This window comes from Nannocystis pusilla, from assembly GCF_026626665.1.
Classification (GTDB): domain Bacteria; phylum Myxococcota_A; class Polyangia; order Nannocystales; family Nannocystaceae; genus Nannocystis; species Nannocystis pusilla.
In genome coordinates, this window is record NZ_JAPNKE010000002.1 from 8,212,947 (window position 1) to 8,235,532 (window position 22,586).

Consider the following 22,586-nt stretch of genomic DNA (forward strand, 5'->3'; position numbering starts at 1 on the left):
CGACTGCCCTCGCATCGCCGCGAGGCTCGCACAGCCCCGCCGGCGCCACAAGCCGGGGGATCTGCCCAAACCTCGGCGACGACGCCGAGCTCCCCGTGAATCACTCGCCGATGACGTCGCCCGAAATCCGTGGATCCGCCCGGCAACGACGCCGAGCTCCCCGCCACTCACTCGCCGATGATGTCGCCCCGAAGTCCGTGGAACCGCCCCGCCGACCTCGGCAACGACGCCGAGCTCCCCGCCACTCACCCGCCGATGATGTCGCCTCGAGTCAGGCTCTGCCCTGTCGGCGCCACTCACTCGCCGATGACGTCGCTCCGAATCGGAGCTCTGCCCTGTCGACCTCGGCGACGCCGAGCTCCCCGTGAATCACTCGCCGATGACGTGTCCCCGAAGTCAGTGGATCCGTCCCGCCGAGCCGAGCTTCCAGCGCACTCGCGCCAGCGTCAGCGGCACGATCGCCGCCTTCAGCTTCGCGTCCTTGCGCAGCACTCGCGCCGCCTCCTTGATCGTCGCGCCCGAGCCGATGAAGTCGTCGAGCAGCAGCACCTCGCCGCGCACGCTGCCGCTGCCGAGCTTCATCGTGTTCTCGACGTTCTCGCGCCGCTGGTCGTTGTTGCGCAGCTCGCTCTGCCGCGCCCCCGGCTCCTCGCGCCACACCACCAGCTCGGGCAGGGCCGGCACCCCGAGCGTCTGGGCCGCGATCTGCAGCGCCTCCTCGCGCTGACGCCAGTCGCGGCTCGGCACCGCCGCCACCGCCGCGAACTCGAACCGCTCCCCGAGCGCGCGCACCTGCGTCCGCAGCAGCTCGGCCAGCGCCGGCGGCAGCGGCTCCGCCGTCTCGCGCCCCTGAAAGAACTTGCGGAACAGCGGCCCGGCGATCTCCCCATCCAGCAGCGCCAGCCCCTCCGCCACCTCCGGCCGCGCGCTCGCGGCGATCGGCGACGGCCGCGACTCGAGCCAGCGCTGCGCCTCCGCGGTGGCCGCCTCGATGTCCACGCTCGACTGCTGCCCGCGGCACAGCGAGCAGCGCCCGCAGACCGCCGCCTCGCGGTCCCCGAGCGCGCGCCGCAGCGTCGCCATCAGGCAGTCCGCCTCGCCGCGCCCGTACGCCTGCATCTCCTCGAGATCTCGCATCCTCACCGCCTGCTGCGTGCGGTAGCGGCCGAGGTCCGGCGAGCCTGTCTTTTGGGTCAGCCCGTAGACCTGCTTGCCGCCGGCGCTCTGCTTGCGGACAAAGCCCTGCTCGACCAGCTCCGCGACCACCACCGTCACGCGCGTGGGGTGGAGCCCGGTGCGGACCTTGATCGCCGTCAGCCCGAGCGGCTCGTGCTCGATCGCCTCGACGATCGCCGCGAAGTCCTGCGGCTGCGGCTGCGCCGAGTCGATGAAGTGCTCCTGGATCCGCCTGTCCTCCGGGTCATACAGCAAGATCCCGCGGGCCGGCCGGCCGTCGCGCCCGGCCCGGCCGACCTCCTGATAATAGGCCGTCACCGAGCCCGGCACGTCGACGTGGATCACGTAGCGCAGGTCTGACTTGTCGATGCCCATCCCCAGCGCATTGGTCGCCGCGATCACCGGGCAATCGCCGTGCAGGAACGACCCCTGCAGCTCGCGCTTGCGCTCCGGCTCGAGCCCCGCGTGATACGCCGCCGCCTCCAGCCCGCGCGCCTGCAGGTAGCCCGCGACCAGCTCGGTGCGCTCGCGCGTCGCGCAGTACACGATCCCCGGCGACGGCAGCCGCGGCACGATCTGCGCCAGATAGGCCAGCTTGCTCGCCATCCCGTGCAGGCCGACCACCGCCAGCGACAGGTTGGGCCGGTCCATGCTGCTGCGATGCACCACCAGCGGCGTCGCCCCGGGCCGCTGCAGTTGCGCGCGGATGTCCTCCTCCACCCGCTCGTCGGCGGTCGCGGTCAGCCCCAGCACCCGCAGCGACGGGTGGCGCTCCTGCAGCGCGCGCAGCAGGTGGACGATCTGCCGGTACGCAGGGCGGAAGTCGTGGCCCCACGTCGAGATGCAGTGCGCCTCGTCGACCACGAGCAGGCGGATCGGCAGCGCCGCCAGGGCCTCGAAGCGATCGACGTGGTCGAGGTGCTCCGGCGACACGAACAGCAGCCGCACGCGCCCCTGGGCCGCCGCCGCCTTCGCCGCGTCGTTCTCCTCCTCGCTCTGGTCGCTGTTGATGCTGGCCGCCGCCAGCCCGAAGCGGTCGTTGAGGTGCTGCAGCTGGTCGCGCATCAGCGCCAGCAGCGGCGACACCACCAGCGTGATCCCGTCGAGCAGCGCCGCCGGCAATTGATACAAAAGACTCTTGCCGTAGCCCGTCGGTTGAATGCACAGCAGCGACCCGCTGCCGAGCAACAATTCTTCGACGCTGCGCCGCTGCCCCGGGCGGAACTCGGAAAACCCGAACCGCTCGAGGAGCACGCGGTCGAGCTCGGCCTGTTCGATCATCGCGCTTCTCTAGCACCACTTGGCCCGGCGGCCGCAGCGACGTGCATTTCGCACCCAGGCCCTCCGGAGGCGAGGACGAGCGCTCGAAACGCTCCGCTCGCAGCACTATCCTGCGCTCCCATGTCCGCGCCCCGGCTGCTCGTCGATCACGTGGTCGCCACCGACGCCGCGCTCGTCGACCTGCAGATCGAGATGCTCGAGCACGGCGCCCTCTCGGTCCGCGGCGTCACGGCCGTCGAGCTGAGGCAGGACACCTTCGCGTGCTTCTTGCGCTGCCTGGGAGATGCTGTCCCACCGGACATGTCCGGGCGGCTATACGACGAGCTGGCCGGCGATGGCCCGTTGTCGCTCGCACCCGACGTCCTTGCGGTCGCCGGCGCCCCGCTGCCCGCGGGGGTCTACGACGTCGTCCACGCCGAGGTCAGTCTCGCTACGACCCACCAAACCGGCCTCTGCATCACGTTCCCCGCCGACTATGGGCTGCACTGGACCGACCCGGCCGATCCGTGGGGCGTCGCGGTCCGTGAGGTCGGCGACGACCGTCCCTTCGGCTTCGCTCCTCGAAGCCCGGAGCCCGCGCCGGCGGTGATGTATCGCGACACGATCGGCGACCTCGCGGTCCTGCTGCTGCCGCTCACCACCGCCGCCGACGTCACGCGCATCGACCACTACACCCACCGCCTCGCGGCCGGCGCCCGCCCCACCGCGCTCGCCTACGGCTGCTACGCCAACGAGCGCTGCGCCTTCGCCGTCGTGCTCGACGGCCACCACAAGCTCGCGGCGGCCGCCGCCTGCGGCTCACCCGTCGGTCTGCTCGTCTTCCTCTCGCCGCGGCTGTTCGTCAGCTACGCCGATTGCGCCCGTTACCACGACCGCCCCGAGGTCACCCTCGAGGCCGCGCGCCGCAGCATCCTCGGTCCCGCACACGCCCGGCACGCCTGGGCCGACGAGCTCGAGGTCGACGGCGCGCATCGGCCCCCGCGTCCGCGCAGGTGATTCACCGGCCCCCTGGCAGGCGACCGGTCCCGCGGACGACCCCGCACACGGACGGACCGTATCCCTTCGGACACGCATGCCCGCCGGCCGGAACCTGTCCCTTCGGACATCCATCCAACCGACGCGCCGGTCGGACATATCCTTCAGACGGCTGTCCCTTCCGACAGCAGCCGCCGCGACCGCACCGCACGTCTTCACCCCGCCCGCGCGGCCAGCTCGCGCTGGCCGATCGCGTTGATGTCGCGCGTCTCGAGCACGTACTTGGCCGTCCCGTCGCGAGCCACCGCGATCATCGCTCGCGCCAGCTGCTCCGTGCTCGTCACCAGCCCCGGGAACAGCACCTTCCACAGCGGGTACAGCGGCGACAGCACCGCGTAGAGCGCGTTGTAAAGCCGCGTGCGCGAGCGGATGCCGTGCATCGGCTGGATGAAGCCCGGGCGGACCACGAAGCTCGCGCGGAACGGCAGCGCGCGCAGGTCGTTCTCGGTCTTGCCCTTCACGCGGGCCCACATCGTGCGCCCGCGCTCGCTGCTGTCCGCCCCGCTGCCCGACACATAAATGAACGTCATGTCCGGGTTCAGCGCCGCCAGCGGGCGCGCCACCATCAACGTCAGGTCGTGCGTCACCCGCGTGTACTCGGCCTCGGACAGCCCCGCCGACGACACCCCGACGCAGAAGAAGCACGCGTCGTGGCCCGCCAGCGGCAGGATCGGCCCCAGGTCGTCCAGGTTCGCGTGGACCACCTCGCGCAGCTTCGGGTGGTGCTGACCTGTCCGGCTGCGGCCGACCACCGTGACCTGATCGATCTGCGGGTCGAGCAGCGACTCGCGCAGCGCCCCCTGACCTATCATCCCGGTCGCGCCGAAGATCAGCACCTTCATCGCCTCGCTCCTTGGCGCCTGTCCGTCAGGACAGGTCGAACTTGACCCCCGTCAGCTCCTCCGAGCGCTGCCACAGCCGCGCCGCGGTCTGCTCGTCGCGGGCTTGCGGGGGGATCCACGCGTGGATCGGGGCGCCGCGCATGAGCATGAGCCACGGCCCGTAGTAATCGCCGCCCTGCACGTCCGGGGCAGTGGCCGCGCGCAGCGACGGCAGCGCCCCGGCCTGCGCCGGCTGCCCGAACCACTTGATGCTGCGGGCGAACGCGTGCTTCTGCAGCCCCGTCGACGCCCCGCCCGGGTGGGCCGCCACGCTGCGCAGGCCCGTCCCGCCGGCGCGCCGCTGCAGCTCGAGCATGAACAGCAGGTTGGCCAGCTTCGAGCGCCCGTAGGTGCCCATCGGCGAGTAGCGCCGCTCGCTCTGCAGGTCGTCGAGGTCGAGCCGCGCCGGCCAGGCCACCGCGCTGCTGACGGTCACCACCCGCGGCGCCGCGCTGGCCCGCAGCGCCGGCAGGAGCAGCCCCGTCAGCGCGAAGTGTCCGAGGTGATTGGTGCCGAACTGCTTCTCGAACCCGTCGACCGTGGTCTCGCGCCGCGGCAGCGCCATGATCCCCGCGTTGTTGACCAGCAGGTCGAGGCTCGGGTGCCGCTTCCGCACCTCGTCCGCGAACGCCCGCACCGACGCCAGCGACGACAGGTCGAGCGGCACCAGCTTGACCGCGCCCCCCGACTGCTGTCGCAGACCCTTGAGCGCCTCCTCGCCGCGGGCCGCGTCGCGGCAGCCGATCACCACCTGCGCCCCCGCGCGCGCCAGCTCCAGCGCCGTGTAATAGCCGATCCCGCTGTTCGCGCCCGTGACCACCGCGGTCTTGCCGTCCAGTCGTGGGATGTCCTTCGTGCCCCAGCCGCTCATCGCCTGCTTCTCCTCGGTTTCGGTAAACGAACGTTTACTTGCGGGCAAGCTTGGACCGCCCGTGCTAGAAGTCAACAGCCGTTTACAAAAAAGCCCCGATGGCCCAGCGCAAGAGCCCGCCCCGCCGCCGCCCCGCCGCCGCCCCGCGCCCCCGCGACGCCGAGCAGACCCGGTCGGAGATCCTCCACGCCGCGCGCGTCCTGTTCGCCACGCGCGGCTACGCCAACGCGGGCATGCGAGAGATCGCCGCCGCCGCCGGCATCACCCCTGCGCTGGTGGTCCGCTACTTCGGCTCGAAGCGCGACCTCTTCATCGCCGCCATCGAGTCCGACATCGGCCTCGGCCCGTTCCTCGGGCCCGACCGCGCCACCGTCGGCCGGCACATCGCCCGCTACTTCTTCAGCAAGCCGATGCGCGAGGCCGACACCCTGTCGATCCTCCTCCACGCCGCCGGCGAGCCCGAGGTGTGCGACCTCGCCACCGAGCTGCTGGCCGCGCGCGTGATCCAGCCGCTGGCCCGCTGGCTCGGCCCTCCACGCGCCGAGGCGCGCGCCGCCCTGCTGCTGGCCATCATCTCGGGCACCTGGCTGTTCCGCCAGGCGCTGCCGATGCGCGCCTTCACGGGCGGTCCCGACACGGCGCTGGCGTCGTGCATGGCCGCGCAGATCCAGCACGTCGTCGACGGCCTGCCGGAGGCTTGATCGCAAACCTCGCGTCGTGCTCACCATGAGCCATGACCCACGCGCCCGTGCTCGAGTTCACCGACGCCAACTTCGACCTCGAGGTGCTGCAGGCCTCGCTGCCGGTCCATGTCGAGTTCTGGGCCACCTGGAGCGCCCCGTCGCGGACGGTCGCCCCGAGCACGCAGAAGCTCGCCGACGACTACGCCGGCGAGCTCGCGGTCGGCCGCCTCAACATCGACGACAATCAGGACACGCCCCAGAGATACGGGATACGCACGGTCCCCACCGTGCTCGTGTTCAAGGCCGGCAAGGTCGTCGCCCAGGTCGTGGGCGCCAGGCCGTACTCGGCCTACCAGGCCGCGATCGTCCCGCTCCTGTAGTCGTCTCGCCGAGCGTCGCACCACCGGCACGCTCACGATGCGACCGGCGTCTCGCCCCGAGGCCGGCTGCGATCACGACCCGGCTCGTGCGCGCGAGGTCTCGCGCCCCATCGTGCCGCCTCATCGCGCCGTGGGTCTCGTCGCCGCGCAGTCGATCGCCGCGGTCGCGGCGGGATCGTTCGACTCGCTGTGCGAGCAGCGAGTGACGCGGCCCTCGCCGTCGATCTCGAGCACGAGGCCGTCGACCTCGCGATACGGATAACGCAGCGTCCCCGGCTGTCCTGTGGTCAACCAGGTCGGCGCTTCGCCGCCTGCTCGCACCAGCCTCGCCGCCAGCGCCGCGCGATCGATCTGCCGCGCGCACTGCTCCTCGCATAAGCACGTGGAGCGCTCGAGCGACGAGACATCGCGCCGCTCACATCCCCGAGCAGGCGCCGCGGCCTCGCGCTCCGCGAGCACCACCGGCGCCGCCGAGGCTGCTGTCTCTCGCCTCTCGGCCTCGGCCGATCGCGGCAGCACGATCGCCGTCGACTCCACGTCGGGAGCGACGACCGGCGCCCGTGAGCCACACGCACCCACGAACAGCATCGCCGCCGTCCATCGCCCGCGAATACGGCCGTGCAGACCGTTGACCGCGGCGATTCGGGCCCCACGCTGATCGCATATGAAGCACATGTCCGGCGCGATCATGACACTGATCTTCCTCGGCGTGCCCTTCTTGTTCGTGGTCGCAATGCTGGTCCGTGGCGCCCTGCGGACCGTGCAGCAGTGGCGCTTCCATCGCCTGGCCCGAATCGACGCACCCCGGCCGGCCCCCGCCGCAGCGCCGCTGCCCGCGGTCCGTCGCCCCGGCCCTCCGCGGATCGGCTGAAGCCGCCGAAGAACACCGCTCCGACGGCCTTCTCCGCCCGCGTGCATGCGTCTCGACGCCGATCGCTCGCCCGCTGACGCCGCGCATCCCCCTCCTCGCGTGCGCCCCCCGACGCGCGCACGCGTCCGCTCGCGCGATCACGCCGCCGCGGGCAAGAACACACGGAAGCACGAGCCGCGCCCGGATTCGCTCTCGACCGCGATCTCACCGCCGAGCAGCTGGCACAGCCGGCGCGTGAGCGCGAGCCCGAGCCCCGTGCCGCCGTGGCGGCGGGCCAGCACCTCGTCGACTTGCACGTAGGGCGTGAACAGTCGCCCCAGTTGTTCCGGCGTCATCCCGGCCCCCGTGTCCTCGACCTCGAACACCACCCCACGACGGCCCGAGCGGAGCGCTGGGCGGACGCGGACCGCCACGGTGCCCTCGCGGGTGAACTTGGCCGCGTTGCTGAGCAAATTATAAAGCACCTGGCGCAGGCGCAGCTCGTCGGTGCGCAGCCGCCGGGCCCCGGGCTCGACCGTCACGCGCAGCGCGTTGGCCCCGTCCTGCAGCTTCGCCCCCAGCGCGCCCGTGACCTCGGTGACCACGCCCTCGACGTCGACCTCGGAGAACGTCAGCACCAGCTTGCCCGCCTCGACCTTCTGCAGGTCGAGCAGGTCGTTGACCAGCGCGTGCAGGTGGCGGGCGGCCTGCACGATCTTGTCGGCCTCGCTCACCAGCTCGCCGGCGCCCGCGAACTCCGTCAGCTCCTCCGCGAGCAGCTCGCCGTAGCCGATGATCGCGTTCAGCGGCGTGCGCAGCTCGTGGCTGACCGCGCCGACGAACAGCGACTTGGCCTCGCTGGCCGCCACCGCCTCCTCGGCGATCCGGCGCAGCTCGGCGGTGCGCTCGGCCACTTGCTCCTGCAGCGTCGCCGCCAGCCGTTGCAGCGCTTGATTGGTCTCGTAGAGCTCGCGCGTCTTCGTCTCGGCGAAGACCTCGGCCTCCTTGCGGGCCCGGCGCTCCCGGTCGTAGCGGCGGCGGAAGATCTCGAGCTCGTCCACGGCCCTCTCGCTCACGCCGGAGGTTGTAGCTTGCGCAGCCGAAAACGCACGTGCGTCCGCGCGCCGCCCGACAGATCCTCGACGTCGACCGCGATCGCGTCGCCGTAGTGCTCCGCGGTCGCCTCGATGAGGCCGTGCGCCAGGTCGGCGAACCCGCGAGATGACTTATAGACCATGTCCATGCGGCCATCCGCGACCGGCGAGCACTCGAACGTCGGCAGCTCCGCGTCCTCGTACAGCTTGCGCACCTCGGTGTGGACGTAGCCCTCGACCAGCCCCAGAAACCCGAACGTGTCGCGCGCGGCCGTGAAGAAGCCGGGGAAGCCGACGGTGAAGCGGCGCAGCAGGTGGCGCCCGAACTCGTGGACCAGCGCGCCCGCCGGAGCACCTGTCCTTCGGACAGCGCGCCGACGAGCACGACCAGCTCGCGGTGGTCGTAGGTGCCGATCGACGTGTAGGCCCCGCCGGACGCCAGATCGCAGCTGCCGAGCAATTCTTCGACCATCTCCTCCGAGAACCGGGACTCGACCATCTCGAGGAACTCGGTGAACACGACGCCCTTCATCTGCGACCACGCTATCGCACCGCCCCCAGGCGTGTCATCTGGCGTCCCGCGCGCTCGTGAATTCCCGGACAAGCGTCCGATCAGGCCACCGCTGCGCCGTTTGATTACTATCTCCGCTCCGGATCTTCGGTGAACCTCCCTGGCCTCGCGTGCACGCTCGCGGCCGTCCTGGTGCCAGCCGGCTGCTCCGCGCCCGTGCCCTGCGACGGTCCGCTGGTGCCTCTCGATCGCCGACGTCTCGCGCGTGCAGGTCGGCGTCGCCCTGACGCGCTCACGATCGTCGACGTCGACTGCGACGGCGCGCGCGACCTCGTCGGCGCCAGCGGCCCCGCCGGCACCGTCACCGTCGTGTGGGGCGGCGACACCGGTTTCACTGTGCAACGACCTGGTCGATCGACCAGGAGGTCGCGGGCATCGTCGTCGTCGACCTCGACGACGACGGTCGGCTCGACCTCGCCACCGCGCTCCCGCGCGCCGACGCGGTCGCGGTCGTGCACGGCCGAGGTGGCCGCGAGTTCGCCGAACCGGAGCGCTTCGCCGCCGGCGCTGTCCCGCGTCAGCCTGCAGCCCTGCACGATCTGCGAGCACCCCGGCCTCACCGTCGCCGCCGACCACCCACTGCCGCGCACCGTCGCGCTCGCGGCCGGGCGCCACTCGTTGCGTCTACACGGCCCGGCCAGCATTCGCACCAGCCTCGGCGTCGGCATCGAGCCCGCGGACGCGCCCGTGCACACGCAGTGATCGCGCGCTCGCGTGCGCGTCGGCCTCCGCGTCCGCAGTGCCGGCGCACGCACCTCACGAGCGCGGTCTCGCGGCGGCTCGCATCCGTGTCTTCGCCCTTGTGATCGCGCGGCCGCGCGCGCGTGCGGCCGGCTTTACCCCTCGCAGCGATTGCGGTACCCACGATTCGTGCCGATCGCCTTCTCGCGCTCGTTGCGGGCTCTGGGGGCCGAGAGCGCTCGCGGCACCGCCCTCGGCGTCGCGCTCGCCGTCGGCTTCCTCGCCGCCTGGGCCGCGTGGCTGGTGCTCGCGCGGGTCAGCCTGATCGCCACCAGCGAGCAGGCGCGCCTCGAGGTCGCGCGGGCCGCCGTGCCGCTCGCCCCGGTCGTCGACGGACGTGTCCTCGGCCAGCCTCGCTCTCGGCCGCCGCGTCGCCGTTGGCGAGTTGCTGCTCGAGCTCGACAGCCGCGGCCTGCAGCTCGCGCGCGCCGAGGTCGACGCCGAGCGCCAGGGCCTGCTCACCGAGCTCGGCGCGCTGGCCGGCGAGCACGCCGCGCTGGCGGCCGCGATCGAGGCCTTCGAGGCCGGCGGTCGCACGCGCCAGAGCGAGGCCAGCGCCAGCGCGCAGGAGGCCCAGATCGCCGCCGCCTTCGCGCGCACCATGTCCGAGCGCAGCGAGAGCCTGCGCGGCCTCGGCGTCGAGTCGAGCGAGGCCGCCGAGCTGCTGCAGGCGCGCGAGCGGGGCAGCGCCGCGGTGGCGACGATCCGCCGCCTGCAGGTCGCGCGCACCCGGGCCGAGCTCGGCGAGCGGCTGGCGACGATGCGCATCGACCTCGCCCGCACCAGCCGCGAGGAGGCCGAGCTGCAGCGCGTGCTGGCGGCGAAGATCGCGGCGATCGCGACGCTCGACCACCAGATCGATCAACACTCGCTGCGCGCCCCCATCGCCGGCCGGCTCGGCGGGGTGGTGCCGCTGCAGGCCGGCGCCGTGCTCACGCGCGGGGCCGTGGTCGCGGTCGTCATCTCCGACGACCCGCTGCGGATCGTCGGCCGCTTCACCCCCGCCGGGGTCGGACGGATCCGCCCCGGCCAGCCCGCGCGCATGCGCCTCGACGGCTTCCCGTGGGCCGAGTTCGGCAGCCTCCACGGCCGCGTCGCCGCCGTCGCCAGCGAGGCCGAAGACGGCCTCGTCCGCGTCGAGTGCGACATGTCCGAACAGACAGATGAAATGTCCGGAGGGACAGCCAGCAAGATCCCCGCCGAGCACGGCCTCACCGGCGTGCTCGAGGTCGAGGTCGAGTCCGTCTCGCCCGCCGCCCTGCTGCTGCGCACGATCGGCCAGGCGCTCGCCCCATGACCGCCTCGCCGACGCGTCGCCGTCGCATCGTCGCCGAGGTCATCCAGAGCTCGGCCATGGACTGCGGCCCGGCCACCCTCAAGTGCCTGCTCGACAGCCACGGCCTCGCGGTCAGCTACGGCCGCCTGCGCGAGGCCTGTCAGACCGACGTCGACGGCACCTCGATCGACACCATGGAGGACGTCGCGGTCCAGCTCGGCCTCGAGGCCGAGCAGATCATGTGCCCGCCGGACCACGTGTTCGTCGCCGAGTCCGCGGCGCTGCCGGCGATCGCCGTCGTGCTCTCGCCGGGCGGCCTGACCCACTTCGTCGTCGTGTGGTCGTGCTTCGCCGGCCTGGTCCAGATCATGGACCCCGCCGTCGGCCGCCGCTTCGTCCCGCGCGAGCAGCTGCAGCGCGAGCTGTTCGTCCACCGCATGCCGGTCCCGGCCGAGGACCTGCGCGAGTGGCTCGACAGCGACGAGTTCACCGGCCCGCTGCGCGCCCGCGCCCGCGCGCTGAAGCTCGCCCGCGCCCGCGTCGACGCCTGGCTCGCCGCCGGCGCCGGCGACCCCGGCATCCTCGGCCTCGCGCGCCTCGACGCCGCCGTCCGCCTCGCCGAGTCGCTCGCCCGCGCCGGCGCCCTCGCGCGCGGCGGCGAGGCCCGGCGCTTCGTCGCCCGCCTGCTCGAGGCCAGCGAGGGCCTCACGGGCGAGGCCCTGTACGCCGTCCTGCCCGAGCAGTTCTTCACCGCCGCGCCGAGCCCGGACGACCCCGACACCGCCCTGCTGCGCGGCGCGGTGCTCGTGCGGGTCCGCGGCGTGCGAGCCGACGCGCCGGCCCTGCGCCCTCACGACCTGTCCCAAAGTACACTCTCGCCCGACCTCGTCGCCGCCCTCACGGAGCCGCAGATCTCGCCGCTGCGCCAGCTGTTCGCGCTGGTGCGCGCCGACGGCCTCGCGCTCCCGGCGGTGCTCGCGGTCGGCCTCGTCACCGCCGCCGCGGTGGTCGTCGCCGAGGCGCTGGTCCTGCGCGCGCTGCTCGACGTCGGCGAGCGGATCGGCGTCGGCGAGCAGCGGCTCGGCGCGGCCGCGGCGATCCTCGCCTTCTTCGTCGCCGTCCTCGCGCTCGAGCTCCCGCTCGCCGCCGGCGTGCGCCGGGTCGGTCGCCGCCTCGGCGCCCGCCTGCGCGTCGCCTTCCTGACCCAGGTCCCGCGCCTCGGCGACCGCTACCTCGCCAGCCGACCGATCTCCGACATGGCCGAGAGATGTCACCGAGGACATGTCCTTCGGCACCTGCCCGACGTCGCGGCTCGCCTGGTGCGCGGCGGCTTCGAGCTGATCTTCACCGCCCTCGCGCTGATCTGGCTCGACCCCGGCGGCGCGCCGTGGATCGTCCTCACCGCGGCCCTCGTGCTGGCGCTGCCGCTGGCGCTGCAGCCGCTCATGACCGAGCGCGACCTCAAGGTCCGCAGCCACGGCGGCGCGCTCGGCCGCTTCTACCTCGACGCCCTGCTCGGCCTCACCGCGATCCGCACCCACGCCGCCGAGCGCTCGCTGCTGCGCGAGCACGAGGCCCTGCTGGTCGAGTGGTCGCGCGCCCAGCGCTCGCTGTTCCGCGTGCAGGTCGTCGCGGTCGGCCTCAGCGCCGCGCTGGGGATGATCCTCGCGGCTGTCCTTTGGGGCACCTACGTCACCCGCCACCCCGAGCCGGCCGGCGCGCTGCTGCTGCTCTACTGGGCGCTGTCGCTGCCGGCGATCGGCGACCAGGTGGCGGCCGCGGCGTTCGAGATCCCCGCGCTGCGGGCCGCCGCGCTGCGCCTGCTGGAGCCGCTCCACCTGGCGGCCGACGCCGCCGATCCCGTGGACCACGCCGCGCCATGGCCGGGCAGCGGCGGCGTCGCGCTGACGTTCGAGCAGGTCAGCGCGGTCGCTGGCGGTCACCCGATCTTGCAGGAGCTCGATCTGGAAATTGCGCCCGGCGAGCACGTGGCGGTGGTGGGCGCCTCGGGGGCCGGCAAGTCGAGCCTGCTCGGCCTGCTGCTCGGCTGGCACCGGCCGGCCGGCGGTCGCCTCACGGTCGACGGCAGACCGCTCGACGAGCCCGCGCTGGCCGCCCTGCGCCGCGTCACGGCGTGGGTCGACCCGGCCGTGCAGCTGTGGAACGAGTCTCTTTAAGAAATCTGCACTACGGCAGCGACCCTCGGCACCACCAGTCGCCGCAGGCGCTCGAGCTCGCCGACCTCGGCCCCGTGCTCGAGCGGCTGCCCGACGGCCTGCAGTCGATCCTCGGCGAGGGCGGCGGCCTCGTGTCCGGCGGTGAGGGCCAGCGCGTCCGCCTCGGCCGCGCCCTCCTGCGCGGCGAGCCGCGCCTCGTCCTCCTCGACGAGCCGTTCCGCGGCCTCGATCGCCACGCGCGCGCCGCCCTGCTGACCCGCGCACGCGAGCGCTGGCGCGGCAGCACCCTGCTGTGCGTCACCCACGACATCGACGCGGCCCTCGGCTTCGACCGCGTGCTGGTGATCGACGGCGGCCGCCTGGTCGAAGAGGGTTCTCCAATCGACCTGGCCGATCGGCCAGACTCACGATACGCGGCTCTGCTGCGCGCCGAGGCCGAGCTGCGCGCCGAGGGCTGGAGCGACCCGCGCTGGCGCAGGCTCCGACTCGAAGGCGGCCAGCTCCGCGCCGGAGAGGCCCCGGCATGACGCGCAGCTCGACGGGGATCCTCGCGGCCGGCCGCGCGCTCGACATGTCCCCGGGGACATATGATTCGGTGGCATCGCTTGCGGCTCCCGTCCTGTCCCTAGGGACATCCGCGCCGACTTCGGTCTCGTCCGCTCGCAGTCCGTCCCCGCGGACATGGTTCTGCTCCGCTTCGACGCGCCGCACACCCTCAACTCGCGCCATGTCCCCGAGGACATGTCGCTCTGCCGCGGCTCGTATCGTCACCGCGCCCGTCGTGTGCCGCCGCGCCCGTGATGTCTCCTGTTCGCGTCCGCCGTCCTCTACCGCATCCGCTGCGGCCCGCATGATGAAATTGTCCATATGGACATGTCTTTGTGAGCATGTCCCGGAGGCCACGTGTTAGACGCGCTCGGCTGGCCGCTGGAGCGCGCCGGCGAGGCCCTCGCCGCGCTGGCAGGGGCGTCCGGCCTGCAGCCGAGCCTGCGCGATTTGGGCGCCCTCGGGCCGGCAGAGCTCGCCGAGCGGGACGACGCCGAGATCGAGCGCTGGCTCGCGGGCGCCGCCGCGGAGCTGGGGCTCGAGGCGGAGGCCGTCGACAGCGACCTGGCCGGCATCGACGACCTCCTGCGAGCGGCGGCGCCCGCGGTCCTGCGCGTCGGCGAGGGCGGGCGCGGCTTGCTGCTCCTGCTGCGCGGCGGTCGGCGCCACCTCGTGCTCCTCGCCCCCGACCTCCGCCCGCGCCGCGTCGCCCTGGCAGAGGTCCGCCGCCTCGTCTGCGAGCCCGTCCTCGCCCCCCTGCGCGGCCGCGCCGAGGCCCTGGTCGATCGCACGGGTTTTAAAGGGACAGCGGCGCGAGCGAGCCGTCGAAGCCCTGCTGCGCGAGCGCCTCGGTGTCTTGCGGGTCGGCCGCGCCTTCGTCCTGCGGCCCTCGCCGGCGGCACCGCTGCTCCGCCTGCTGCGCGCCGAGGGCCTCGTGCGCCGCACCGCCGCGCTCGCCGGCCTGCACGCCGCCGAGCTCCTGCTGATGATCGCCGCCTGGGCGCTCATCGGCGACCTCGTGTTCGCCGGCCGCACCGACGCCGGCTGGTCGCAGGCCTGGCTGCTCTTGCTCCTGTCCATCGTGCCATGTCGCATGGGACAGGCGGCGATCGCCGGCGACATCCTCCAGCGGGCCGGCGCGCTGCTGAAGCGCCGGCTGCTGGTCGGCGCGCTGGCGCTGCCCGGCGACCTCACGCGGCGCGAGGGCGCGGGCTTGCTGCTCGGGCGCGTGCTCGAGACCGCCGCGGTCGAGTCGCTCGGCCTGCGCGGCGGCCTGGTCTCACTCGTGGCCGCGCTCGAGTTCGCCGCGGCCGTGCCGATCCTCGCCCTCGGCCCCGCGCCCGCGCTGCACCTCGCCCTGCTGGCCGGCTGGGCCGCGCTCAGCGTCGTCCTCGTGCGCCGCACCGGCCGCCACCTCGCCGCCTGGACCGACACGCGCGGCGAGCTCACGCATCACCTCGTCGAGGCCATGGTCGGCCACCGCACGCGCCTCGCTCAAGAAGCCCCCGAGCGCTGGCACGACGACGACGACGCCCGCCTCGTCCGCGTGCTCGCTCGCGAGGCGCAGCTGAACCGCAGCGAGTCGCTGCTGGTCGCCCTGCTGCCGCGCGGCTGGCTGGTGCTCGGCCTGGCCGCCCTGCTGCCCGCGTTCGTCGGCGGCACGGCGCCGACCGCCACCGTCGCCGCGGCCATCGGCGGGGTGCTGCTGGCCCAGCGCGGCCTCTCGACCTTCGTCGTCGGCGCCACCGCGCTGCTCGGCTGCGGCGTCGCGGTGCGCCAGGCGCTGCCGATGCTGCGCGCCGCCGAGGCCGCCGACGACGGCGCGCACGGGCTGATGCTGTCTTTTCCGCCAGTACCCGAAGGACAGCCGATCGTCGTGGCCCGCGGCCTCGGCTTCCGCTACCCCGGGCGCGAGCGGCCGGTCCTGCGCGACGTCGACCTCGCCATCGCCGCCGGCGACCGCCTCCTGCTCGAGGGCGGCTCGGGCGGCGGCAAGTCGACCCTCGGCGCGCTGGTGGCCGGCCTGCGCGAGCCCACCAGCGGCCTGGTCCTGCTCGCCGGCCTCGATCGCCCGACCCTCGGCCTGGTCGGCTGGCGGCGGCGGATCGCCGCGGCGCCGCAGTTCCACGAGAACCACGTCGTCACGGCGCCCCTCGCCTTCAACCTGCTCATGGGCCGCGGCTGGCCGCCCACGCAAGCCCAGCTCGCCGAGGCCGACGCAGTCTGCCGCGAGCTCGGCCTCGGCGACCTGCTGGAGCGCATGCCGAGCGGCCTGCAGCAGATGGTCGGAGAGACAGGTTGGCAGCTGTCGCACGGCGAGCGCAGCCGCCTGTTCATCGCCCGCGCGCTGCTGCAGGGCGTCGACCTCGTGGTCCTCGACGAGAGCTTCGCGGCGCTCGACCCGGCGACCCTGCAGCAGGCGCTGCGCTGCGTGCTGAACCGGGCGCGGGCGGTCCTCGTGATCGCGCACCCGTGAGGGAATTCCCTCGATGCGACGTGGGGGCAGGGGGCCGCTTCGCGGACGGCGCAGGGTGGCGCTCCGCGAATCGCCGCCTATGACTTTCCCGCGGTGCCGGCGCGGACGCCGTCGTCGCTGCTCGCGCGAGTTCACGCGGGCGTCGACGAAGCCGCGCCCGCGCGAGTGGCGGAGGCGAGCGACGAGCGCCGCGGCCGCAGGGCGAGCCGTCGCGCCGCTCGCCGCGAGGTCCGCAAAGAGGCCGATTCACCGCGAGGCGTCTTGCACGCGGCGACCGGCCGAGCATGCAAGGTGGGCTCACAGGGATGATATGCACTACCCCGTGCGAGAGGGCGCGCTCTTCGCAAGAGCCCCGGGCGCTGCACCGACCCGGCGAGGCGACGCCTGCTCCTCGCCGAGACTGGAGACCCGATGAACTTCGACAGTCCGACCCTCCTCGCCGACCTGGAACGGGCCACCGCCAGCGAGCTCGATGACGCCGCGTTCGGCGTCGTCCGCATGGACCGCGACGGCGTCGTCCTGAACTTCTCCCGCCGCGAATCCCAGCTGTCCGGGCTCTCGCCGCAGGGCGTCATCGGCAAGAACTTCTTCATCGAGGTCGCGCCCTGCACCAACAACTTCATGGTCGCCGAGCGCTACGCCGAGTCCGGCGACCTCGACGAGCGCCTCGACTATGTGTTCACCTACCGCATGAAGCCCAGGCCGGTGCGCCTGCGCATGCTCAAGCGCGCCGACGGGGGCAACCAATACCTCGTCGTGATCGAGCGCTGAGGATGAGCATGGACGAGCTGCGGCCGTCCGCCGAGGAGTCCGAGCGCCTGCTTCGGTTCCTCTACCTGTGCCCGGTCGGGCTCGCCGACTTCGGGCCCGACGGCGAGGTGCGGATGCTGAACGCCGTCGCCGCCCAGCTGTTGATGCCGATCGCCCGCCGCGGACAGCTCGACAACTTGTTCCACGCGCTCGCCGACGTCGCTCCCGACCTGCGGGAGGCCGTCGCGTCCTACTCGCCGCTGTCCGGACCCGTCGTGCGCGGCCGGGTGCTGCACGTCGCCGCGGGCGCGACCCGCCGCCACTACTCGCTCGACGTGATCCGCATCGACCGCGACACGTACATGGCGGCGCTCGGCGACGTCACCGAGGCCGTGGACAACGAGACGGTCGCTCGCGAGGCGCTGCAGCTCACCGCCGTGCAAGAGGGTCGCTTCGAGGTGCTCACCAGCGTCCTCCACGACATCGGCAACGGCATCACCGGGATCGGCACGCGCACGGCCATGCTGGCCGCCGCGCCGGCGTGGGAGGAGATCGAGCAGCTCGACCGGCTCGCCGAGTTCGTGCGCAAGCAACGGACCGCGCTCGAGCCCGCGCTGGGCGCCGACAGGGCCGGCGCGCTGGTCGACTTCGTCGACGCGGTGACGGCCCGCCTGCGCGAGCGCATGAGGCATTGGCGCGAGACGCTGACCTTCTTCGTCGCCTCGATCGCGCACGTCCAGGAGATCATGAACATCCAGCGCCAGTTCATCCGCGGCGGCGAGGTCCGCCGGCCGCTCGCGGTGACCGAGCTGCTGGACGACGCGCTCGCGCTCCAGCGCGCGGCGCTGCACAAGCGCGGCGTGGCGGTGAGCCTCGACATCCCGCCCCACGTGCCGCGCATCGAGGCCGATCGCACCCGAATGATGCAGGTGTTCGTCAACGTCCTCAAGAACGTGGTCGAAGCGTTCGACGCGGCCCTGCCCGCCGGGACCGCGGGCCGTACGCTACAGCTGTCCGTAAGGACAGTCGCGGACGACCGGCTCGAGATCGCGTTCACCGACAACGCCTGCGGCTTCGCGGCGCCGGGCGGCGAGTTCCCGATCGCGCGGGGCACCACGACCAAGCCCGGCGGGACCGGGCTCGGCCTGTACGCCTCGGCGCAGATCGTCGCCTCGCACCACGGCAGCCTCACCCTGCGCAGCCCCGGCCCCGGCCTGGGCGCGACTTGCACCGTCACGCCCCGCTCCGCCAGCCGCCCGAGTCCGCACCGCCATGAACGCCGCATACAACACCCGCATCCTGATCGTGGACGACGAGGAGGTCGTGCGCGACAGCATCCGTGAGTCGCTCCTCCCGCCGCCGCGCAAGGACCCCGCGCTCGCGTCCGCGGCCGCGGCGCTGTTCGGTGACAAACCCGCCGCGACCGGCTCGACGGCCTCCGCCGAGCTCCTGGTGTTCGAGGTCGACGAGGCGGCGACCGGCCCCGAGGCCCTGGCCAAGGTCGAGGCCGCCATCGCAGCGGGCCGCCCGTACGCCGTGATCTTCCTCGACATGCGCATGCCCGGCTGGGACGGCCTGCGCACGGCGCAGCGGATCCGCGAGCGCGACACCCGGGCCGAGCTGATCTTCGTCACGGCCTACAGCGACGCGTCGCTCGACGAGGTGATCGCCAAGGCGGGCGCCAACGTCGGCTACCACTGCAAGCCGTTCGCCCCCGAGGAGATCCGCCAGATCGCCACCAAGGGCGTGCATGACTGGCACAAGGTCCGCGGCCTCGAGGCGCTGATCGAGGTCATCGGCGGGCTGCGCGGCGGCGAGCGCGAGGTCAACACCCTGCTCCACAACATCCTCGGCCAGGTCGTGGCCATGGTCGGCTCGGATGCGGCGCTGCTCGGGCGCACCGGGCCCGACGGCCGCTTCGACCCGCTGTTCGGCGTCGGGGCGTGGCAAGACCCCAGGCGCGCGGGGCCCGTGCTCGGGATCGTCGGCTCGCTGACCCACCGCGGCCCCGCCGGCGCCGTCACGCTGCGCGACGACCTGGCGATCATGCACCTCGAGTCGTACCGCATCGCCGCGGCGCTGCGCGAGACGAGCTCCTTCGACGCCGAGAAGGTCTACCTCCTGGAGCTGTTCCTCGCCAGCGCGGGCCAGGCGCTGGAGAACGCCCGCCTGCAGGAGCGCGTGGTGCAGACCGAGCGGCTCTCGGCGCTGGGGGGCGCGCTGGCGATGATCGTGCACGACCTGCGCACCCCGCTGGGCAACATCCAGGGGCTGTGCGACATGATCGACGAAGCGGTCGCCGTCGGCCGCACGGACGAGGTGCGGGAGTACGTCCCGTACGTGCGCGAGTCGAGCCACGAGGCGATGAGCATCGTCAACGACGTCCTCGACTTCACGCGCGAGGCGGCGATCGAGCGCGTGTCGGTGCGCCTCGGCGAGCTCGGGCGTCAGCTCCGCGACAAGACGCGCCACCTGTTCAAGTCCGACGCGCTGGAGCTGGAGGTGCTCGTGCCGACCGACGAGGTGGTCTCGGTCGATGCGCCCCGGCTCCAGCGCGGGCTCGTCAACCTGATCAAGAACGCCTGCGAGGCGCTGGCGAAGCAGCGCACGCCCACGCCGCGGGTGACGGCGACGCTCCGCCTCGACGGCGACGACGCCGTGTTCATCGTCGCCGACAACGGACCGGGCATCGCGCCCGAGCTGACGTCCCGGCTGTTCGAGCCGTTCGCGACCCATGGCAAGAGCGGCGGCACGGGCCTGGGTCTGGCGATCGTCAAGCGGATCGCGGAGTCTCACGGCGGGACGCTGACGGTCACGAGCTCGCCGGGCGGCGCGACGTTCATGGTGCGCGTGCCGAGGACCTGACGCGACAGGTCACTCCGCTGCCCGTCGCCTGCTCGCAATTCACCGCTGCGCGGCCAGCCACGCCAGCGCTGCTGCCATTGCGGGATCTCCGCCCGCCGCATCGCGTTCTGCCGAGGCCAGCGGCACGTCGGCGACGTAGTCGCCGCGGGGCGTGCCGTCGACGTGGAACAGCGACTCCCCGCCGAGCTCGAGCGTCGCGCCCAGGGCCGGCAGCTCGAACGAGTACACCGCCCCGAGCAGATCGCCGAGGTCCGAGGCGAACGTGCGCGCCCCCGCGGCCGCGTGCAGCCCCATCAACAGCCCTTCGCCCATGCTCCCGGTCCACCGGCTGCCGAGCACCGCGACTTTCCCATCGAAAAGAGGTGCGCGCGGCAGGACGTACTCGACGAAGCGGCGCGGGACGGTGGTGCTGCGCTCGACCGCGGGGATCTCGTGGACCTGATACGGCCGCGCCTCGCGGACGAAGTGACCGATGATCCCGCGGGCGACGTCGGTGTTGCCGCCGCTCGGTGTGTTGCGAAGGTCGAGGATCATCGCCTCGACCTCCGCGTGCTCGCGGATCGCCGCGTCGAACGCAGCGATCGTCTCCTGCCGATCCAGCGAATTATTAAAACGGAAGATCGCCACCTGCTCGCGCACCTCGACGCTCAGCGGCTCCATCTTCGCCACCGTGCGCGCCAGCTCGCGCGGGTTCGCCAGCTCGACCGTCCGCGGCGCGCCGTCGACCTCGAGCTCGAGCACGCGACCGCCGACGCGCTTGCCGTTGACCACCAGGATCGCCGCGTAGGTGCGCTGCTGCACGGTGGGTGCCGGGAGCAGGCCCTCGAACAGCGCCGTCACGCACGCCTCGATGTCGGCCCCGTCGACCTTGCGCACCGTCCACCCCGGGCGCACGCCTGCCGCGTCCGCGGCCGAGCCTGCGCGCACGTCGGCCACGACGTAGCGATCGCCCTGCAGTGCGACCGCCAGGTCCGCGCTGGTCGGCCACACGTTCGGGTCGTCGTCGTCGAGCGGCGCGACCAGCAGATGCGGGTCGGTGAACGCGAACGCCGAGCGGTGCAGCACCCGCCGCAGCTGGCTCGCGGTGGTCGTCCGCAGCGCCGCCTCGCGCGTGCGCTGCAGGTGGGCCTCGACGTCGAAGTCCTGGCGCTCGAGGTACGCGTAGTTGGCCCGCAGCTCTTTCACATTCGTCGAACGCCGCCGCCGCGTCGAACGCCGCTGCCGTCTTCGGGGCCGGGTCTGTCGGCGGCGCGCTCACGGGCGGCGTGCTCACCGACGGTGACTCCGCCACCGACGGTGACTCCGCCACGGGCGCCTCGCACGCCACGACCGCCAGCAGGAGCGCCAGACCTGCGCGAGCTCTTGTTCTCGAATTTTCGTGGTCAAGCGGATGGCCGCGTATAGCACGAGCGCCCCGCGCGAGCCGCCGCGCCGCAGGTCGTCGCGCACGCGAGCGACGCCGCGGAGCCTCGCCGGGTCTCTCTTTACGCCCGCTCTTCGTCGCGGTGTGGCAGCCAGGACGGCCGGACCTGCGCCCACATCACCTGCGCCACCAGCCCGAGCTTGTTGCTCGCCAGCATCGCCGCCCCTGTCACCTGGCGCAGGCGGTCGCGGGCCGGCAGCGCCCGCGCGTGGCGGGGCACCAGGCTCGTCTCGAGCGCGTGGCGGGCCGTCTTGAGGTACTCCGTGAGGAACACCGACGGTCGGCCCTCCGCGCACGACAGCAGCGCCATCGAGCGCACGCGCGACTCGTGGCTCGCCTCCCAGTAGTCGAACAGCGCCCGCTGGATCGCCCGCGCCCCCTCGTTGCCGCCGCGAAACACCTCATACATGCGTCGGCCAGCGCCTGGCGGGTCGGCACGTAGCGGTCGTGGATCGCCCGGTAGCGGCGGACCGCCGCGTCGTCGAGCCACGCCTCGTGCAGCGACGCCCCGGCCCGCAGGCGCGCCTGCTCGCCGAGCACCTCCGCGTCGCGCAGGCCCATCGTCATCCCGCTCGCGGTGATCGGGTGCGAGCAGCCGGCCGCGTCGCCGACCAGCACCAGCCCGGGGAAGCTCGCGCGCGGGGCCGGCAGGTTGACCGTCGGCGCCATCTCGAACGGCCCCTTGTGATTGCTGATCGCCGCCGCCAGCTGCTCCCCGAGCGCGCTCGGCAGGTACGGGATGAACGTCTCGAGCAGGAACTCCGCCAGCTTCGCGCCCTTGGCCGGCAGCTGGGCCGGCAGGTCGAGCGTCACCCGGTACGTCAGGCCCTCCGCGTCGCGGTGGATCGGGTAGACCAGCACCGGCCCCCACGCCCCGAGCACGATGTTGCCCCACGTCGCCGCCGACACCGCCGCGTTGCGCAGCTCGAGCCCCGCGGTGAAGCCGATCGTCTGCCGGTCGTCGGGCAGGCCGGCGAGGCGGCGGACCTGGCTCGCCTTGCCGTCGGCCGCCACCACCAGGTCGGCGCGCACCTCGACCTCTTCGCCGTCGGGCCCGCTGAGCACCGCCCCGAGCACGCGCTCGCCGAACCCGCGGACCAGCGACTTGATCGTCCAGCCCTCGTGCAGCTCGACCTGCGGCCGGCGCGAGATCACCTGCCGCATCACCTTCACCAGCGTCTTGTGGTGGACCGCGATCCCCTGCGGCCGCTGCCCCGCCACGTCGGCGTACGGCAGCTCGACGTAGCGGCCCTCGGCCCGCTCGCGCACCGTGAAGCCGTCGACGTCGACCGCGCCGGCCGCCTTGAGCGGGCCGTAGAAGCCGAGGTCCTCGAGCACCTGGGCCCCGCGCGGGTGGATGAACTCGCCGGCGAACCGCGGCGCCGAGCCCTTGTGGCGGTCGATCACCAGGATCTTGCGCCGCCGGCCCTTGTCGGCCAGCGCCAGCGCCTGGGCCACCGCGCAGCCGGCCATGCCCGCGCCGATGATCACGACGTCGTAGCGCGCCCCG

20 protein-coding genes and 1 pseudogene are annotated in these 22,586 nt (G+C 73.2%); 12 read left to right on the forward strand and 9 right to left on the reverse strand.

The genetic code is table 11. The annotated features are described in order from the left end of the window. Positions 1–396: 396 nt before the first annotated feature. Positions 397–2,457 carry a RecQ family ATP-dependent DNA helicase gene (locus OV079_RS36175; RefSeq protein ID WP_267774055.1) on the reverse strand — a complete coding sequence of 687 codons (2,061 nt, stop codon included), beginning with the start codon at positions 2,455–2,457 and terminating at the stop codon, positions 397–399. Between the two features lie 120 nt (positions 2,458–2,577). Here OV079_RS36175 and OV079_RS36180 point away from each other — a divergent pair, with 120 nt between their 5' ends. Then, positions 2,578–3,453: a hypothetical protein gene (locus OV079_RS36180; RefSeq protein WP_267774057.1), complete on the forward strand. Its 876-nt coding sequence runs from the start codon at positions 2,578–2,580 to the stop codon at positions 3,451–3,453. A 194-nt stretch (positions 3,454–3,647) separates the two neighbouring features. On the opposite strand, the gene OV079_RS36185 is transcribed toward OV079_RS36180, so the two are convergent. Both OV079_RS36185 and OV079_RS36190 read right to left on the reverse strand, forming a co-directional pair. After that, positions 3,648–4,334, reverse strand: a complete 687-nt coding sequence (locus OV079_RS36185; RefSeq protein WP_267774058.1) for a Rossmann-fold NAD(P)-binding domain-containing protein — start codon at positions 4,332–4,334, stop codon at positions 3,648–3,650. A 25-nt stretch (positions 4,335–4,359) separates the two neighbouring features. Next, positions 4,360–5,244 carry an oxidoreductase gene (locus tag OV079_RS36190; protein WP_267774059.1) on the reverse strand — a complete coding sequence of 295 codons (885 nt, stop codon included), beginning with the start codon at positions 5,242–5,244 and terminating at the stop codon, positions 4,360–4,362. Between the two features lie 98 nt (positions 5,245–5,342). Here OV079_RS36190 and OV079_RS36195 point away from each other — a divergent pair, with 98 nt between their 5' ends. Together OV079_RS36195 and OV079_RS36200 are read left to right on the forward strand one after the other, a co-directional pair. Beyond that, positions 5,343–5,945: a TetR/AcrR family transcriptional regulator gene (locus OV079_RS36195; protein WP_267774060.1), complete on the forward strand. Its 603-nt coding sequence runs from the start codon at positions 5,343–5,345 to the stop codon at positions 5,943–5,945. A 32-nt stretch (positions 5,946–5,977) separates the two neighbouring features. Next, positions 5,978–6,307: a thioredoxin family protein gene (locus tag OV079_RS36200; protein WP_267774061.1), complete on the forward strand. Its 330-nt coding sequence runs from the start codon at positions 5,978–5,980 to the stop codon at positions 6,305–6,307. Between the two features lie 120 nt (positions 6,308–6,427). On the opposite strand, the gene OV079_RS36205 is transcribed toward OV079_RS36200, so the two are convergent. Next, positions 6,428–6,844, reverse strand: a complete 417-nt coding sequence (locus tag OV079_RS36205; RefSeq protein ID WP_267774063.1) for a hypothetical protein — start codon at positions 6,842–6,844, stop codon at positions 6,428–6,430. 151 nt (positions 6,845–6,995) lie between these two features. Between OV079_RS36205 and OV079_RS36210 the strand changes: the two genes are divergently transcribed. Next, on the forward strand, positions 6,996–7,178 hold the full coding sequence (locus OV079_RS36210; protein ID WP_267774065.1) for a hypothetical protein: 183 nt from the start codon (positions 6,996–6,998) through the stop codon (positions 7,176–7,178). A 137-nt stretch (positions 7,179–7,315) separates the two neighbouring features. On the opposite strand, the gene OV079_RS36215 is transcribed toward OV079_RS36210, so the two are convergent. Next, on the reverse strand, positions 7,316–8,233 hold the full coding sequence (locus OV079_RS36215; protein ID WP_267774067.1) for a sensor histidine kinase: 918 nt from the start codon (positions 8,231–8,233) through the stop codon (positions 7,316–7,318). After that, positions 8,230–8,783 (reverse strand): annotated as a pseudogene (locus OV079_RS36220) (heme NO-binding domain-containing protein). Before OV079_RS36220 ends, OV079_RS36215 begins: the two are co-directional and overlap by 4 nt. Positions 8,784–8,912: 129 nt before the next feature. On the opposite strand from OV079_RS36220, the gene OV079_RS36225 reads away from it, so the two are divergent. From OV079_RS36225 to OV079_RS36240, 4 genes are all read left to right on the forward strand, one after another. Next, complete coding sequence (locus OV079_RS36225) at positions 8,913–9,524, forward strand: hypothetical protein (protein ID WP_267774069.1); 612 nt, start codon at positions 8,913–8,915, stop codon at positions 9,522–9,524. A gap of 376 nt (positions 9,525–9,900) precedes the next feature. Further along, positions 9,901–10,860 (forward strand): HlyD family secretion protein, encoded by a 960-nt coding sequence (locus tag OV079_RS56520; RefSeq protein WP_267774070.1) that lies wholly within the window; start codon positions 9,901–9,903, stop codon positions 10,858–10,860. Further along, positions 10,857–13,016 carry a cysteine peptidase family C39 domain-containing protein gene (locus OV079_RS36235; protein ID WP_267774071.1) on the forward strand — a complete coding sequence of 720 codons (2,160 nt, stop codon included), beginning with the start codon at positions 10,857–10,859 and terminating at the stop codon, positions 13,014–13,016. The genes OV079_RS56520 and OV079_RS36235 overlap by 4 nt, the downstream gene beginning before the upstream one ends. Then, positions 12,998–13,543 (forward strand): ABC transporter domain-containing protein, encoded by a 546-nt coding sequence (locus OV079_RS36240; protein WP_267774072.1) that lies wholly within the window; start codon positions 12,998–13,000, stop codon positions 13,541–13,543. The genes OV079_RS36235 and OV079_RS36240 overlap by 19 nt, the downstream gene beginning before the upstream one ends. A gap of 379 nt (positions 13,544–13,922) precedes the next feature. Here OV079_RS36240 and OV079_RS36245 read toward each other — a convergent pair whose 3' ends face one another. After that, complete coding sequence (locus tag OV079_RS36245) at positions 13,923–14,231, reverse strand: hypothetical protein (protein WP_267774074.1); 309 nt, start codon at positions 14,229–14,231, stop codon at positions 13,923–13,925. Positions 14,232–14,418: 187 nt separating this feature from the next. Here OV079_RS36245 and OV079_RS36250 point away from each other — a divergent pair, with 187 nt between their 5' ends. The 4 genes from OV079_RS36250 (at position 14,419) to OV079_RS36265 (ending at position 19,653) form a co-directional block, all read left to right on the forward strand. Next, positions 14,419–16,038, forward strand: a complete 1,620-nt coding sequence (locus tag OV079_RS36250) for an ATP-binding cassette domain-containing protein (RefSeq protein WP_267774076.1) — start codon at positions 14,419–14,421, stop codon at positions 16,036–16,038. A 411-nt stretch (positions 16,039–16,449) separates the two neighbouring features. Continuing rightward, complete coding sequence (locus OV079_RS36255; RefSeq protein WP_267774078.1) at positions 16,450–16,809, forward strand: PAS domain-containing protein; 360 nt, start codon at positions 16,450–16,452, stop codon at positions 16,807–16,809. A gap of 8 nt (positions 16,810–16,817) precedes the next feature. Further along, the gene (locus OV079_RS36260) at positions 16,818–18,131 is read left to right on the forward strand and encodes an ATP-binding protein (protein ID WP_267774080.1); all 1,314 of its coding nucleotides are present in this window, start codon (positions 16,818–16,820) and stop codon (positions 18,129–18,131) included. Further along, positions 18,061–19,653 carry a hybrid sensor histidine kinase/response regulator gene (locus OV079_RS36265; RefSeq protein ID WP_267774081.1) on the forward strand — a complete coding sequence of 531 codons (1,593 nt, stop codon included), beginning with the start codon at positions 18,061–18,063 and terminating at the stop codon, positions 19,651–19,653. Before OV079_RS36260 ends, OV079_RS36265 begins: the two co-directional genes overlap by 71 nt. A gap of 39 nt (positions 19,654–19,692) precedes the next feature. Here OV079_RS36265 and OV079_RS36270 read toward each other — a convergent pair whose 3' ends face one another. Beyond that, positions 19,693–20,838 carry a S41 family peptidase gene (locus tag OV079_RS36270; RefSeq protein WP_267774082.1) on the reverse strand — a complete coding sequence of 382 codons (1,146 nt, stop codon included), beginning with the start codon at positions 20,836–20,838 and terminating at the stop codon, positions 19,693–19,695. 406 nt (positions 20,839–21,244) lie between these two features. Next, positions 21,245–22,567, reverse strand: a complete 1,323-nt coding sequence (locus OV079_RS36275; protein ID WP_267774084.1) for an FAD-dependent monooxygenase — start codon at positions 22,565–22,567, stop codon at positions 21,245–21,247. Positions 22,568–22,586: the final 19 nt, after the last annotated feature.